15 protein-coding genes are annotated in these 15,263 nt (G+C 60.1%); 6 read left to right on the top strand and 9 right to left on the bottom strand.

Annotated elements, in window-relative coordinates:
• Positions 1 to 323 precede the first annotated feature (323 nt).
• Entirely contained in the window at positions 324 to 1,490 is a 1,167-nt protein-coding gene (locus tag PMI01S_RS29810; protein ID WP_084323764.1) for a multidrug effflux MFS transporter, read from the top strand.
• Here PMI01S_RS29810 and yiaY read toward each other — a convergent pair.
• Complete coding sequence (yiaY, locus tag PMI01S_RS29805; RefSeq protein WP_084323763.1) at positions 1,487 to 2,635, bottom strand: L-threonine dehydrogenase; 1,149 nt, start codon at positions 2,633 to 2,635, stop codon at positions 1,487 to 1,489. The two genes, PMI01S_RS29810 and yiaY, sit on opposite strands and share 4 nt — an antisense overlap.
• A 159-nt stretch (positions 2,636 to 2,794) precedes the next feature.
• On the opposite strand from yiaY, the gene PMI01S_RS29800 reads away from it, so the two are divergent.
• Entirely contained in the window at positions 2,795 to 3,814 is a 1,020-nt protein-coding gene (locus PMI01S_RS29800) for a DUF4917 family protein (RefSeq protein WP_084323762.1), read from the top strand.
• Between the two features lie 59 nt (positions 3,815 to 3,873).
• On the opposite strand, the gene PMI01S_RS29795 is transcribed toward PMI01S_RS29800, so the two are convergent.
• Positions 3,874 to 4,416, bottom strand: coding sequence for a helix-turn-helix domain-containing protein (locus PMI01S_RS29795; protein ID WP_084323761.1), 543 nt, complete (start codon positions 4,414 to 4,416; stop codon positions 3,874 to 3,876).
• A gap of 109 nt (positions 4,417 to 4,525) precedes the next feature.
• Here PMI01S_RS29795 and PMI01S_RS29790 point away from each other — a divergent pair, with 109 nt between their 5' ends.
• Both PMI01S_RS29790 and PMI01S_RS29785 read left to right on the top strand, forming a co-directional pair.
• Positions 4,526 to 5,308, top strand: a complete 783-nt coding sequence (locus tag PMI01S_RS29790; RefSeq protein ID WP_084323760.1) for an aldolase — start codon at positions 4,526 to 4,528, stop codon at positions 5,306 to 5,308.
• Between the two features lie 29 nt (positions 5,309 to 5,337).
• The gene (locus PMI01S_RS29785) at positions 5,338 to 6,225 is read left to right on the top strand and encodes a dihydrodipicolinate synthase family protein (protein WP_084323759.1); all 888 of its coding nucleotides are present in this window, start codon (positions 5,338 to 5,340) and stop codon (positions 6,223 to 6,225) included.
• A gap of 125 nt (positions 6,226 to 6,350) precedes the next feature.
• Here the strand turns inward: PMI01S_RS29785 and PMI01S_RS29780 are convergent, their stop codons facing one another.
• From PMI01S_RS29780 to PMI01S_RS29770, 3 genes are all read right to left on the bottom strand, one after another.
• Positions 6,351 to 6,695 (bottom strand): YegP family protein, encoded by a 345-nt coding sequence (locus PMI01S_RS29780; protein WP_084323758.1) that lies wholly within the window; start codon positions 6,693 to 6,695, stop codon positions 6,351 to 6,353.
• A gap of 165 nt (positions 6,696 to 6,860) precedes the next feature.
• On the bottom strand, positions 6,861 to 7,166 hold the full coding sequence (locus PMI01S_RS29775) for a ribbon-helix-helix domain-containing protein (RefSeq protein WP_084323757.1): 306 nt from the start codon (positions 7,164 to 7,166) through the stop codon (positions 6,861 to 6,863).
• A gap of 14 nt (positions 7,167 to 7,180) precedes the next feature.
• Positions 7,181 to 7,762 carry a DJ-1/PfpI family protein gene (locus PMI01S_RS29770; RefSeq protein ID WP_084323756.1) on the bottom strand — a complete coding sequence of 194 codons (582 nt, stop codon included), beginning with the start codon at positions 7,760 to 7,762 and terminating at the stop codon, positions 7,181 to 7,183.
• A gap of 325 nt (positions 7,763 to 8,087) precedes the next feature.
• Here PMI01S_RS29770 and PMI01S_RS29765 point away from each other — a divergent pair, with 325 nt between their 5' ends.
• Positions 8,088 to 8,978: a DMT family transporter gene (locus tag PMI01S_RS29765; protein ID WP_084323755.1), complete on the top strand. Its 891-nt coding sequence runs from the start codon at positions 8,088 to 8,090 to the stop codon at positions 8,976 to 8,978.
• Between the two features lie 120 nt (positions 8,979 to 9,098).
• Here PMI01S_RS29765 and PMI01S_RS29760 read toward each other — a convergent pair whose 3' ends face one another.
• The 4 genes from PMI01S_RS29760 to PMI01S_RS29745 all read right to left on the bottom strand — a co-directional run bounded on the left by PMI01S_RS29760 (position 9,099) and on the right by PMI01S_RS29745 (position 12,720).
• Positions 9,099 to 10,313 carry a class I SAM-dependent methyltransferase gene (locus PMI01S_RS29760; RefSeq protein ID WP_084323754.1) on the bottom strand — a complete coding sequence of 405 codons (1,215 nt, stop codon included), beginning with the start codon at positions 10,311 to 10,313 and terminating at the stop codon, positions 9,099 to 9,101.
• 330 nt (positions 10,314 to 10,643) lie between these two features.
• Entirely contained in the window at positions 10,644 to 11,261 is a 618-nt protein-coding gene (locus tag PMI01S_RS29755; protein ID WP_084323753.1) for a TPM domain-containing protein, read from the bottom strand.
• A 43-nt stretch (positions 11,262 to 11,304) separates the two neighbouring features.
• Positions 11,305 to 12,060 carry a TPM domain-containing protein gene (locus tag PMI01S_RS32245; protein ID WP_084323752.1) on the bottom strand — a complete coding sequence of 252 codons (756 nt, stop codon included), beginning with the start codon at positions 12,058 to 12,060 and terminating at the stop codon, positions 11,305 to 11,307.
• Positions 12,061 to 12,111: 51 nt separating this feature from the next.
• Positions 12,112 to 12,720: a LemA family protein gene (locus PMI01S_RS29745; RefSeq protein ID WP_084323751.1), complete on the bottom strand. Its 609-nt coding sequence runs from the start codon at positions 12,718 to 12,720 to the stop codon at positions 12,112 to 12,114.
• 236 nt (positions 12,721 to 12,956) lie between these two features.
• On the opposite strand from PMI01S_RS29745, the gene bglX reads away from it, so the two are divergent.
• On the top strand, positions 12,957 to 15,248 hold the full coding sequence (gene bglX / locus PMI01S_RS29740) for a beta-glucosidase BglX (RefSeq protein ID WP_084323750.1): 2,292 nt from the start codon (positions 12,957 to 12,959) through the stop codon (positions 15,246 to 15,248).
• The last annotated feature ends 15 nt before the right edge of the window (positions 15,249 to 15,263 follow it).

Below are 15,263 nucleotides of genomic sequence, written 5' to 3'. Positions count from 1 at the left end.
ATTGGATCGGCGCGGACACATAAGTCTTGTCTGGCGCTGTCCCTGTGGGAGCGGGCTTGCTCGCGAAAGCGGTTTTTCTGATGTCGCAGGTTTCAGAGCTTGTCGAGCGTGCGCGGTTTACAACAGCGCAATCGCGACCAGCGCGCAGACCGCGATGACATACAGCGCCGTGGGCTCGATGTTTTCGGTTTGGCCGTGTCGGGAGGATATCGCCATTCAGGTCTGGCAACACAAAACCGTGGACGATTCGTCCTCGACCGGTTGCCTCGGTATAGTCTTGCCGCAATCAAAACACCTGACTGAAAAACACCCCAAGGCTTTCCATGAAGAGCAGCACCACCCTCCTCGTCACCTGCAGCACCGTTTTTCTCGCGCAGCTGGGCATGAGCATTTACCTGCCGGCGCTGCCGGAAATGTCTCGGCATCTGTCCGCCGACGCTTCGCAGGTTTCCTGGGGGTTGGCGGTGTACCTGATCGGCATGGCGCTGCCGATGTTGTTCTGGGGCAGCCTGGGTCAGCGCATCGGTCGAAAACCAGTGCTGCTTGCGGCGCTTGGTATTTATGGGTTGGGCAACCTTGCACTGCCCTTGGGCCAGACGCTGGAATCCTTTCTGTTTTTCAGACTGGTTCAGGGCATTGGCGCCAGCGGGATTTCGGTCATGGCACGGGTGTTGATCCGCGACAGTTTTCGGGGGGACTTGCTGGCCAAGGCACTGTCCTGGATTTCAATTTCTTTCGTGGTGGCGCTGGGGATTGGCCAGTATCTAGGGTCGATTATCCAGGTCACTTTGGGCTGGCCGGCGATTTTCTACCTGCTGGGCAGTGTCAGTCTGTTACTGGCGATGGTCGTAGCCCGGGTCACGTTCCCGGTGCGGGAGGAAGACCATGTTCAGTCGGCGGCGTGGCCCAGCTACTGGCGCATTCTGCGTGATCGAGCCTTCCTGCTTCCGGCACTCACTGGCGGGCTGGGTTATGGGGTGATCATCGCGTTCAACACCGCGGCGCCGTTGATTCTGCAAGGACCGTTCAACTGGTCGGCTGTGGAGTACGGATTATTGGGTTGGCCAATCAGCGCGGCCTATTTCCTGGGGGCATTGGGGGTCAATGGTCTGGTGCTGCGCACCGGTCAGCGTCGGTTGATGACGGCGGGTGTGGGGCTGGTGCTGGCCGGCAGCGCGGTGATGTTGCTGGGGAGCATCGCCGGCACTTCGATTGCCCTGCTGTTCTGGTTGCCCTACTGCGTTGCGGTGTTCGGCCAGTCGTTGAATTACCCGATCAGCCTGTCGCTGGCCAACGACGGTTCGCCGGTCGGCGGTGCTTATGCGATGGCGCTGAGCGGGTTCATTCATCAACTGATGGCGGCTGTCATTGGTGGTATCGCCAGTCTGATCGCCAGCCAGCAGGCATGGCCGCTATCACTGTTATGCACATTGCTGGCCTTGGGCGCGATGCTCTGCGTGAGGCTCGCGCCCGGCCGTAAAACCGCCTAGAACGCGCTGCGGAAAATCTCCTCGATCTGCCGTTGATCCGCTGCCCGAGGATTGGTCACGCCGCACGCGTCTTTCAGGGCGTTGGTGGCGAGGGTCGGGATGTCGTTGAGCCGGACACCGAGTTCACGCAGTCCGGCGGGAATCTCAACGTCTCTGGCCAGGCTACGAATCGCCGCGATGGCCGCCTGGGCACCCTCTTCCGGGCTGAAACCGCGGATGTCGGCACCCATCGCATGGGCTACATCCGTCAGTCGAGCGGCGCAGACCACCGCGTTGAAGCTTTGCACATGCGGCAGCAGCACGGCGTTGCACACGCCATGGGGCAGGTCATAGAAACCGCCCAACTGGTGAGCCATGGCGTGGACATAGCCCAGGGACGCATTGTTGAACGCCATGCCCGCGAGGAATTGCGCGTACGCCATGTTCTCCCGTGCGGCCATGTCGCTGCCGTCGCGCACGGCCAGGCGCAGGTTCTGACTGATCAAGGTCATGGCCTTGAGCGCGCAGGCATCGGTGATCGGGTTGGCGGCGGTGGACACGTAGGCTTCGATGGCGTGGGTCAGCGCGTCCATGCCGGTGGCTGCCGTCAGGCTTTTGGGCATGGCGACCATCAGCGCCGGGTCGTTGACCGACAACAGCGGCGTGACGTTGCGGTCGACGATGGCCATTTTCACGTGGCGCGATTCGTCGGTGATGATGCAGAAACGCGTCATCTCGCTGGCCGTGCCGGCGGTGGTGTTGATGGCGATCAGCGGCAATTGCGGCTTCTCGGATTGATCGACGCCTTCGTAATCGCGGATCTGCCCGCCGTTGGTTGCACACAACGCGATGCCCTTGGCGCAGTCGTGGGGCGAGCCACCGCCCAGCGACACGACGAAATCACAGCGGCTTTCCTTGAGCAGGCCCAGGCCCCTCTCGACGTTGGCGATACTCGGATTAGGCTTGGCACCGTCGAAGATCACCGAGTCGATGTCCTGCATCGCCAGTTTCTCGGCAATCATTGACGCCACGCCGGCCTTGGCCAGCCCCATGTCGGTGACGATCAGCGCCTTGCGAAAACGGTACTTGCCAATCGCGTCCATGGCTTCGTCAAGGCAACCGATGCCCATGATGTTTACCGGGGGGATGAAAAATGTGCTGCTCATGGGTGAATCTCCTGGCGGGGGCCGAACCGATAGTGCCGATCCAGCGGACACCCGCAGGATCAACCCATCGATCGCACCGGATGTTGATCTGGCTCAAGTCCGGGTCGTGATAAAGTCGCCGCCCATCCGACCTTTTGCTTTTTTGAGACAACGACCGCAATGACCGATTTCCAGGATGTCGATGCCCAACTTGAAGACTGGAACGCCTTGCGCACCACCGCCTCGATCAGCGGCCTGCTGGTGGGCAACGGCGCCAGCCGTGCGGTGTGGGACGATTTCGGCTACGACTCGCTGTTCGAAAACGCCCGCACTGTCGAAGAAAAGCCGCTGAGCCAGTCAGAGCTGAGTGTGTTCGACGCAATGCAGACACGCAGTTTCGAGCAGGTGCTGGGCGCGCTGAAAACCACCAGCCGCGTGAACAAGGCCCTGGCCGTCAGCTCCGCTGCGCCGCGCAATCGCTACTACGCGATCAAGGAAGCGCTGATCAACACCGTGCACGCGGTGCACATCCCTTGGCGACTGGTGGTGCCCTCGACGCTGGCGACGATCAGTCAGGAACTGGGGCGTTACCGGACGGTGTTCACCACCAACTACGACTTACTCAATTATTGGGCGATCCAGCACCAGCCGGACGCCATTACCGACCTGTTCCACGGCGCTGAACCGGGTTTTGACTTGAGCGCCACGGCGACCGACAAAACCCGCTTGCTGTACCTGCACGGCGGTTTGCACCTGGTGCGTAATCAGGACGGCACGGCGCGCAAACTGATGTCGACCGAGGGCACGTTGCTGGGCAGTTTTGCGATCAACAACACGATCAAGACGCTGGATGACGTGCCGCTGTTTGTGAACGAAGGGCCGAGCGCGGACAAGCTCAAGACTATTCGCAGTTCGGATTACTTGTCGTTTTGCTATGACCAGTTATTGGGGCATGGCGAGGGGTTGTGTGTCTTTGGCCACGCGCTGGGCGAGCAGGACAGCCACATCGTTCATGCATTGCGTCAGGCAAAACCGAAGGTGGTGGCGGTGTCGATTTATCCGCGCAGCAAGGCGTTTATCCAGCATCAGAAGCGGCATTACGCGAAGGTGTTTGAAGGGACCGGATCAGAATTGCGGTTTTTTGATTCGAAGACACATGCGTTGGGGAGTCCGAAGCTGACCGTTCCCGTCGAGGACTAAAGCAAACGCATGACCTGTGGCGAGGGGGCTTGCCCCCTTGCCACAAAACCCCAGCGATCTCATTCCTCGCTGCTATGCACCACCACCAGCAACTGCGCCTTGACCTCGCCCACCGACCGGATCCGATGCGGTTTCTGTGCATTGAAGTGCAGCGCATCACCGCGATCGAGCAGCACGCGCTCGTTCATGAAATCCACTTCCACCCGTCCTTCATGGACGAACAGAAACTCCTCCCCCAGGTGTTCCTTGAAGGTTTTGTCCGCGAATTCAAACGGCGGGTAGATGATGAACGGCAACAAGCTGCGCTCACTGACCTGATGCGCCAGCACCGCATAGCCGGGGCTTTCATCGTTGGCCGCCAGGGATTGACGCTCGTGGCTGCGCACCAGGCTGAAGCTGTCGAGGCTGACGTTGTCTTCGGAGAACAACTCCTCGACCTTCACGTTCAGCGCCCTGGCCAGTTTCAGCGCAGCGGCAATCGACGGCGTGTTCAACCCGCGCTCGACTTTCGACAGATAGCTCTTGGTCATGCCGGATTTTTCGGCCAGGGCCTCAAGCGTCACGCCAAGTTTTTTTCTCAGTAATTTCAAACGGATAGACATGTAGAACGATTAATCCATCAAGGAGGCGACGATTTGTCCTTGCCAATGACACAAAGTGTCATATAGCCTCTTTAGTGTCATTTGCATGAAGCCACCCAAGGACACCGATATGGCCAAGACCTTAGCACTACCCAAAGAGCAACTGGTCAAGCAAGCGTTGACCCAGATGCAAAGTACCCTGGCGGATAATACGTGGACCGACCGGCAAAAGCTGGCACTGACCTGCCGGATTTTGTTCGAGAATGGTCACGACTCCGGTCTGGCCGGGCAAATCACCGCCCGCGGCCCGCAGCCTGGCACTTACTACACTCAACAACTGGGCCTGGGTTTCGACGAGATCACCGCGAGCAACCTGCTGCTGGTCAACGAAGACCTGGAAGTGCTTGAAGGCCACGGCATGCCCAACCCGGCCAATCGTTTCCACAGTTGGGTCTACCGCGCCCGCCCGGACGTGAACTGCATCATTCACACGCACCCGACCCACGTCGCGGCGCTGTCGATGCTGGAAGTGCCACTGCAGATTTCCCACATGGACCTCTGCCCGCTCTACGACGATTGTGCGTTTCTCGAAGGCTGGCCGGGTGTGCCGGTCGGTAACGAAGAAGGCGAACTGATTGCCGGTGCACTCGGCGACAAACGGGCGATCCTGCTTTCACACCACGGCCAGTTGTCGACGGGCGCGACCATCGAGGAAGCCTGTGTCATCGCGCAATTGATCGAACGCGCCGCCAAGCTGCAATTGCTGGCGATGAGTGCCGGGACCATCAAGCCGATCATCCCGGAGTTGGGCCGCGAAGCCCATGACTGGATCTCGAAACCCAAGCGCCATGGCGCCGCTTTCAACTACTACGCTCGGCAAAACCTGCGTCAACACGCCGATTGCCTGAACTGAACCCACACACTTTGAAGAGGAGCGTCGCCATGTCGACCCCAACGATTCACGGCATCATCGGCTACACCATCACCCCGTTCACCGCCAATGGCGAAGGCGTTGATCTCGACGCGCTCGGGCGTTCCATCGACCGCCTGATCGACGGCGGCGTCCACTCGATCGCGCCGCTTGGCAGCACCGGCGAAGGCGCTTACCTGAGCGACGCAGAGTGGGATCAGGTCGCCGAATTCAGCATCAGGCACGTGGCCAAACGCGTGCCGACCGTAGTCAGCGTGTCCGACCTGACCACCGCCAAAGCCGTGCGCCGCGCACGCTTCGCCGAAGCCCATGGCGCCGATGTGGTGATGGTGCTGCCGACCTCCTACTGGAAACTCAGCGAAGCGGAAATCCTCGCCCACTACCGCGCCATCGGCGACAGCATTGGCGTACCGATCATGCTCTACAACAACCCGGCCACCAGTGGCACCGACATGTCGGTCGACCTGATCCTGCGCATCGTCAATACCGTGGACAACGTGACCATGGTCAAGGAGAGCACCGGCGACATCCAGCGCATGCACCAACTGCAACGGCTCGGTGAAGGTCAGGTGCCGTTCTATAACGGCTGCAATCCGCTGGCACTGGAAGCCTTCGCGGCGGGTGCAAAGGGCTGGTGCACGGCGGCGCCGAACCTGATCCCGCAGCTCAATCTGGATCTGTATGAAGCGGTGTTGGCCAACGATTTGAGCAAGGCGCGTGACCTGTTCTATCGCCAGTTGCCGCTGCTGGATTTCATTTTGAAGGGCGGCTTGCCAGCGACCATCAAGGCGGGCTTGCGCGCGACCGGGCTGGAAGTGGGCGACCCGCGGTTGCCGGTGTTTCCGTTGGGTGAGGCTGGCGTCAATCAGCTACAAACCTTGCTGAAAGCATTGCGCTGATCCGGAAACCTGCGCGAAACCCTTGTAGGAGCCGGCTTGCTGGCGATGGTGTGTCAGTCGACGCATAGGTTGCTGACACACCATCGCCAGCAAGCCGGCTCCTACAGGGGGGATGGTGTTGTTTTTTAGAGCACCGGCAACGTCTTGTCCTTGATCACCGTCGTCGGACCGTTGGCCTTCACACTCGCGATGCCTTTGTCCCGCGCGGCATCAGAGGAATAGGTTTCGCTGTTGCCGATAATCTCGTGGTTGCCGGCCTTGAGGTTGAAGTACGGCTGACCGTCCTTGGTGGTCTTTTTCTCGTAGCGTTCATCCAGCGGGCTGTTCTTCTGCACCGAGGCTATGCCGCCTTCGGCAGCGCTGCGGGTGGTGTAGTGCTCGCTGGTCAGAATGGTTTCGGCATTCGCCGCTTTCAGCACGAAGCGAAACTGGCCGTTGCTGGTTTTGCTTAACTCATACCATCCAGACATGCTCTTTCTCCTTGGCGATTGAGAGGTTTCGCGCTTCAGAGTAAAGACCAGCCCTGTATTTTTGTCGCCTGTACGGACACCTTCGCGAGCAAGCCCGCTCCCACATTTGGAATGCGATCAAATGTGGGCGTGGGTTTGCTCGCGAATGTAGCAACACGGCTTGTGCTACTTCGCAGCCGCGCGTACCACCGACAACTCCGGCGCCTGCACCCGCCGCTGACTCAAATACCGCGTACAACTCACCCGCAAAAACGAAGCAAAATTCACCACTTCCCCACGGTAATCCATCACCTCTTCATACAGCTTGGCGATCAACTGGTTGGTGGTCATGCCGTCGACCCCGGCGATTTCGCTGAGGATGTCCCAGAACTGATTCTCCAGGCGCAGAGTGGTGACCACCCCGCAGATGCGCAGCGAGCGGGAGCGCGATTCGTAGAGAATCGGATCGGCTTTGACGTAGAGCTCGCACATGGAATCGTCCCTCGTTACAGCGTGATTTTGGTGCCCAGCAAGCCGAGGAAACCGGCGAGCCAGCTCGGGTGGGCCGGCCAGGCCGGAGCAGTGGCCAGATTGCCTTGAACGTGACCTTGCGTCACCGGGATATCGATGAACGTGCCGCCCGCCAGGCGCACTTCCGGCGCGCAGGCCGGATAAGCGCTGCACTCGCGGCCTTCAAGAACGCCTGCCGCTGCCAGCAATTGCGCACCGTGACACACGGCGGCGATCGGCTTGCCGGCCTTGTCGAAGGCGCGCACCAGGTCCAGGACTTTTTCGTTCAGGCGCAGGTACTCCGGCGCCCGACCACCGGGGATCAACAGTGCGTCGTAGTCGGCTTCGGCAACCTTGGCGAAATCGAAGTTCAGGGCAAACAGGTGGCCGGGTTTTTCACTGTAGGTCTGGTCGCCTTCGAAGTCATGGATCGCCGTGCGCACGGTCTGGCCAGCGGATTTGTCCGGGCAGACGGCATGCACCGTGTGACCGACCATCAGCAGTGCCTGGAACGGCACCATCACTTCATAGTCTTCGACGTAATCGCCGACCAGCATCAGGATTTTCTTGGCAGCCATGGGGAGGACTCCTCTGGGAAATACGTAAGAGTATTCAAGGTAGTCCTTAATCTGCGTGACAGGTAATACCGGACTACTACGCCGATTAACTGTAGGAGCTGCCGAAGGCTCGGGCCGCGTTCGGACGATCTTTTGATCCTGGAATGGAGCACATCGGATTTGTGGCGCGGCGGATGAAAAGATCGCAGCCTTCGGCAACTCCTACGTTGCGAGCATTACTCGCAACTGTACGGATAACTCTGCGCTTAGCTGTAGCACCGCAGCCTGCCTGCTTTATGGCTAGATGAAGACACTTTCCCATCATCCTCGATTCCGGTCCCCCATCATGTCCACCCGCGAAAACACCGGCATGGCCCTCGGCCTGCTCGGCGTCGTCATCTTCAGCCTCACCCTGCCCTTCACACGAATTGTCGTGCAGGAACTCCATCCGCTGCTCAACGGCTTGGGCCGTGCGCTGTTCGCGGCGATTCCGGCGGCGATATTGTTGCTGTGGCGCCGGGAAAAATGGCCGACCTGGAAACAGATCAAAGGCCTGACGCTGGTGATCGCCGGGGTGATCCTCGGCTTCCCGGTTTTATCTGCTTGGGCGATGCAGACCTTGCCCGCGTCCCACGGCGCTTTGGTCAACGGCCTGCAACCGCTTTGCGTGGCGTTGTACGCCGCATGGTTGTCCCACGAACGACCGTCGAAAGCCTTCTGGGCCTGTGCCGCGCTGGGCAGTGCGCTGGTGCTGGGTTACGCGCTGATCAGCGGCGCCGGCAGCATTCAGGCCGGTGATTTGCTGATGCTCGGCGCGATTGCCGTGGGCGGCCTGGGTTATGCCGAGGGCGGTCGCCTGGCCAAGGAGATGGGCGGCTGGCAGGTGATCTGCTGGGCGCTGGTGCTGTCGACGCCGCTGTTGATCGGGCCCGTGTTGTACCTGGCACTGCAACATCAGGGCGAGATTTCGGCCAAGACCTGGTGGGCGTTTGGTTACGTCTCGCTGTTCTCGCAGTTCATTGGATTCTTTGCCTGGTACGCCGGCTTGGCGATGGGCGGCATCGCCCGGGTCAGTCAGATCCAGCTGTTGCAGATCTTCTTCACCATCGCGTTCTCGGCGTTGTTCTTTGGTGAACATATCGAGCCGATCACCTGGCTGTTTGCTGCCGGGGTGATTGTGACGGTGATGCTGGGCCGCAAAACCGCGGTCAAACCGGCCCGCATTGCAACGGCATGACCTTGGTCAATCCCGAACCCATTGCCACTGCATCACTCTGTAGGAGCCGGCTTGCTGGCGATGGCGTCACCGCGGTGCATCTGACCGACCGCGGTGATGCCATCGCCAGCAAGCCGGCTCCTACAGGTAATTGTCGGCTCGGAGCAGGGTTTCGAGGCAGTGCTCGGTAATCTGATAGAAATCCTTCAGCTCCTGAATCTTCACCAACAACTGAGCCGGGTCCACCGGCTCGGCACGTTTGACCGCCAGGATCATCTTGTTCTTGTTGGTGTGGTCCAGTGAGATGAACTCGAACACCTTGGTTTCATAACCGCAGGCTTCAAGGAACAACGCACGCAAACTGTCGGTGACCATTTCCGCTTGCTGCCCCAGATGCAGACCGTATTGCAGCATCGGCTTGAGCAGCGCCGGGCTCTGGATTTGCAGGCGGATCTGCTTGTGGCAGCACGGCGAGCACATGATGATCGAGGCGCCGGAACGAATGCCGGTGTGGATCGCATAGTCCGTGGCAATGTCGCAGGCGTGCAGCGCGATCATCACGTCCAGCTCGCTCGGCGCCACGCTGCGCACGTCACCGCACTTGAACACCAGGCCCGGATGTTCCAGCTTCGCGGCAGCGGCGTTGCACAGGGTGACCATGTCTTCACGCAGCTCGACGCCGGTCACTTCGCCTTCGGCGTTCAAGGTATTGCGCAGGTAATCGTGGATCGCGAACGTCAGGTAGCCCTTGCCCGAACCGAAATCCGCGACCCGCACCGGTTTGTCCAGCGCCAGCGGCGAAGTGGTCAGCGCATGGCTGAAAACCTCGATGAACTTGTTGATCTGCTTCCACTTGCGCGACATCGCCGGGATCAGCTCGTGCTTGCTGTTCGTCACACCAAGGTCGGCGAGGAACGGACGACTCAGGTCGAGAAAGCGATTCTTCTCACGGTTGTGCTCCGCGGACGGTACCTCACGCAATTGCTGAGGTTTGCTCTTGAACAGCGAAGACTTGCCCTTTTTGCTGTATTCGAGCTGGGCTTCATCGGTCAGCGACAACAAATGCGCATTCTTGAACGAGGCCGGCAACAACGCGGCGATGGTCGCCACGCCCTCGGCCAGCGGCAGGTTCTTGGTGATGTCGCGGGTCTTGTAGCGGTAGACGAAGGACAGGCAAGGCTGATCCTTGACGGTCAGTTGCTTGATGATCAGCCGCTGCAGATCCGCTTCGGTGCCAACGTACTTGGCCAGCACCAGCTTGATGAAGGCGTTGGCGTCGAGGCTGGTTTGCAGCAGGTCGATGAACTGGGCGTGGTGATCCGGCGCGAGGCTGGCGGGAGTGGCGGTGACGGACATGAAAAAAACGGCCTCGGGCGGAGCGAATCGGGAATGGCGGGTATTTTAGGGGGGATGGCCGTTCGGGACACGCAGTTATTTACCGAACGGTGCAAATCCTCAGGCAAGCCGAGCTCTCTGTGTTTACCGATAGGTGCGAACCCTCAGGCAAGCCAGGTTCTCTGTGGCGAAGGGACTTGTCCCCGTTGGGTCGCGAAGCGGCCCCCTGCATTCTTTCAGTTACACCGTGCAAACTGGATATGCGACTGCTTCGCAGCCGAACGGGGACAAGTCCCCTCGCCACAAAAGCCCTCTCACCCACAGAAGGTGTATCAACTCCAGAAGGTTGAATCAGCCCAGCACCACCAACCGATTCGGCAATTCATTCCTCACGTGCGTTACCGGCACGTGCACCTTGAGCAACTCGCCGCACGCTTCAACACACGTCACAAACCCCTGCAACGTCTGCCCCTGTTTCACCTGCTGGGTGAACGCCGCAACAATCGCGTCCCAGTTCTTGTTGTCCAGCCGCTTGGAAATCCCTTCGTCCACCAGAATTTCCACATAACGCTCGGCCTCGCAGACGAAAATCAGCATGCCGGTGCTGCCCACGGTGTGGTGCAGGTTCTGCTCCAGAAACTGCCGACGCGCCAGGTTCGAGGCGCGCCAGTGACGCACCGAGCGCGGGATCAGGTGCGTGGTGACTTTGGGAATGCGGAACACCAGGCACAACACGATGAAAGTGCCCCATTGCACCAGCAACAAGCTGTGCATGGTCAGCCAGCCAGTCAGGTAATGCACGACACCCGGCACCACCAGCGCCAGCAAACTGGCCCACAGCAGCGGGATGTACGCATAGTCGTCGGCGCGGGCTGCGAGCACGGTCACCAGTTCGGCGTCGGTGTCGCGTTCGACCCGGGCGATTGCCTCGGCAACTTTGCGTTGTTCGTGTTCAGTCAGTAGTGCCATGTCTAAAAGTGCCCGCTCGCCATTGTTATTATCTGAAGGGTGTTCACCAGCCGCCCGAAGAACCGCCGCCCCCGAAACTGCCCCCGCCGCCGCTGAAGCCACCACCTCCACCGCCGCCACCAAAACCACCGCCGCCAAAACCGCCACTGGAACCACCCGAGCCACCTCGGCCCGCCGGCAGAATCCCGAACATCTGCAACACAAATATCGTCAGGATGAACAGCAACACCAGGAACACAAACACCCCGGGATGCCGCGAAACGAAGTCACTCTCCTGATTGCCGCCGGAGTCGTACACCGTCGACGGTTCATCCAGCGGACTGCCGCCCAACACCACCAGCATCGCCGCGACCCCGTCGCTGATGCCCTTGCTGAAGTTGCCGGTCTTGAACGCCGGAGTGATCACCTGGTTGATGATCACCGAACTCTGCGCATCGGTCAGGCGATCTTCCAGGCCATAACCGACTTCGATCCGCAACCTGCGCTCATCGCGAGCGACGATCAACAGCGCGCCGTTGTTCTTGTCCTTCTGCCCGATGCCCCAGTAGCGACCGAGCTGATAGCCGAAGTCTGCAATGTCGGTGCCCTGCAGGTCCGGCAACGTCACGACCACCAATTGTTCACCGGTGGCTTTTTCATGGGCATTGAGCTGTTGCGTCAACTGCTCGCGCACCGAGGGTTCGATCATTTGGGCGTTATCCACCACCCGCCCGGTCAGCTCCGGAAATTTCAGCTCGGCCCGGGCTGTCAGGGCAAACACCCAGAGCAACAGCACCAGGCCCACTTTCAACACGCGCATTGGCAACCTCATCCGTGTACCAGCATCAACACGTTTGTTCCTACAGGGTGATCAGAACTTCACTTCAGGCGCTTTTTCGGCGCCGGGGCTGGTAGCTTCGAAGGTTTCACGGATCGGCAGATCGCTGTACATCACGGTGTGCCACAAGCGCCCCGGGAAAGTACGGATTTCGGTGTTGTACTTCTGCACCGCGAGGATGAAATCACGACGCGCCACCGCGATGCGATTCTCGGTGCCTTCCAGCTGCGATTGCAACGCCAGGAAATTCTGGTTGGCCTTGAGGTCCGGATAGCGCTCAGAGACCACCATCAAACGGCTCAAGGCACCGGTCAGTTGATCCTGCGCTTGCTGGAACTGTTTGAGCTTCTCGGGATCGTCGAGGGTGTTGGCATCCACCTGGATCGAAGTGGCCTTGGCCCGCGCTTCGATCACCGCGGTCAGGGTTTCTTCTTCGTGTTTGGCATAGCCCTTGACGGTTTCCACCAGATTGGGGATCAGGTCGGCGCGGCGCTGGTACTGGTTCTGCACCTGGCCCCAGGCTGCCTTGGCCTGTTCGTCAAGGGTCGGAATATTGTTGATGCCGCAACCGGCCAGCAACGTGGTCAGCAACATCAAGGCTGCGACGTGCAGGCTCGACCGAGTGTGGTGTCGTACATTCATCTGGTTTGACGCTCCCTTCAATTCCGTTGAAAAACAACCAGCGACCTTCTGGACCGCCTCTTGGGGCATAATCTGCCGCCGCCACTGGATTGCATCGAGCCAATGGGCTAAAAGATGCCCCAGCGCAAAAAACACGCAGAAGTGTGCTGCATTTACCTGAACAACAATAGTCGCTCCCTAAATTTTGGCTGACCGGCGCGTATTCACTGCCGTTTAGGCTTTAGAGAAAACCATTCATGAAGAAGCTGTGTTTGCTGGGCCTGTTCGTCAGCCTGGCCAGTCATACCGTATTGGCCGCCACGACGCCCGCACCTCTGGAGAACAAGGACGCTTTCATCAGCAACCTGATGAAGCAGATGACCCTCGATGAAAAGATCGGCCAGTTGCGCCTGATCAGCATCGGCCCGGAAATGCCCCGGGAGCTGATCCGCAAGGAAATCGCCGCCGGTAACATCGGCGGTACGTTCAACTCGATCACTCGCCCGGAAAACCGTCCGATGCAGGACGCGGCGATGCGCAGCCGGTTGAAGATCCCGATGTTCTTCGCCTATGACGTGATCCACGGCCACCGCACCATTTTCCCGATCCCGATTGCGCTGGCGTCGAGCTGGGACATGGACGCCATTGGCCTGTCCGGGCGCATCGCCGCCAAGGAAGCCGCAGCAGACAGCCTGGACATCACCTTCGCGCCGATGGTCGACATCTCCCGCGACCCGCGTTGGGGCCGCACCTCCGAAGGTTTCGGCGAAGACACCTATCTGGTGTCGCGCATCGCCGGCGTGATGGTCAAGGCTTTCCAGGGGACTGGCGCGAACGCGGCCGACAGCATCATGGCCAGCGTCAAGCACTTTGCCTTGTACGGCGCGGTCGAGGGCGGTCGCGACTACAACGTCGTCGACATGAGCCCGGTCAAGATGTACCAGGACTACCTGCCGCCGTACCGCGCCGCGATTGACGCCGGTGCTGGCGGCGTCATGGTTGCGTTGAACTCGATCAACGGCGTGCCGGCCACGGCCAACACCTGGCTGATGAATGACCTGCTGCGCAAGGAATGGGGCTTCAAAGGCCTGGCGGTCAGCGACCACGGGGCGATTTTCGAGCTGATCAAGCACGGCGTTGCCGCTGATGGTCGCGAAGCCGCGAAGCTGGCGATCAAGGCCGGCATCGACATGAGCATGAACGACACCCTGTACGGCAAAGAACTGCCCGGTCTGCTGAAGGCCGGCGAAATCGAGCAAAGCGACATCGACAATGCCGTGCGCGAAGTGCTCGGCGCCAAGTACGACATGGGCCTGTTCAAGGACCCCTACCTGCGCATCGGCAAGGCTGAAGATGATCCGGCCGACACTTACGCCGAGAGCCGCCTGCACCGCGCCGAAGCCCGCGACGTTGCGCGCCGCAGCCTGGTGTTGCTGAAGAACCAGGGCGAAACCCTGCCGCTGAAGAAAACCGCGAAGATCATGCTGGTCGGCCCATTGGCCAAGGCACCGATCGACATGATGGGCAGTTGGGCCGCCGCCGGCAGACCTGCGCAATCGGTGACGCTGTTCGACGGCATGACCAGCGCACTCGGCGCGCAATCGACGCTGATCTACGCCCGTGGCGCCAACATCACCAGCGACAAGAAGGTGCTGGATTACCTGAATTTCCTTAACTTCGACGCCCCGGAAGTGGTGGACGATCCGCGTTCGGCGCAAGTGCTGATCGACGAAGCGGTGAAGGCCGCCAAGGATGCCGATGTGGTGGTGGCCGCGGTGGGCGAGTCCCGTGGCATGTCCCACGAATCGTCGAGCCGCACTGACCTGAACATCCCGGAAAACCAGCGTGAGCTGATCCGCGCCTTGAAAGCCACCGGCAAACCGCTGGTGCTGGTGCTGATGAACGGTCGACCACTGTCGATTCTCCAGGAGAAGGAACAGGCCGACGCGATTCTGGAAACCTGGTTCAGCGGCACCGAAGGCGGCAACGCCATCGCCGACGTGCTGTTCGGCGACTACAACCCGTCGGGCAAACTGCCGATCACCTTCCCGCGTTCGGTGGGCCAGATTCCGACCTACTACAACCACCTGAGCATTGGCCGGCCGTTCACGCCGGGCAAACCGGGCAACTACACCTCGCAGTACTTCGATGACACCACCGGCCCCCTGTTCCCGTTCGGCTTCGGTCTGAGCTACACCGATTTCAGCCTGACCGACATGGCGTTGTCCTCGACCACGCTGAACAAGACCGGCAAGCTCGACGCCAGCGTCACGGTGAAAAACACCGGCAAGCGTGACGGCGAAACCGTGGTGCAGTTGTACATCCAGGACGTGACCGGCTCGATGATCCGGCCGCTGAAGGAATTGAAGAACTTCCAGAAAATCATGCTCAAGGCCGGCGAACAGAAAGTCGTGCACTTCACCATCACCGAAGATGACCTGAAGTTCTTCAATGCCCAGCTCAAGTACGCGGCGGAGCCAGGCAAGTTCAACGTGCAGATCGGCCTCGATTCCCAGGATGTGACGCAGCAGAGTTTTGAACTCCTGTAACACCGCGCCCCCCCC

The organism is Pseudomonas migulae NBRC 103157 (assembly GCF_002091715.1).
GTDB lineage: Bacteria > Pseudomonadota > Gammaproteobacteria > Pseudomonadales > Pseudomonadaceae > Aquipseudomonas > Aquipseudomonas migulae_A.
Note: the sequence above shows the minus strand (reverse complement) of the source record. Positions and strands in the feature narration are given on the sequence as shown.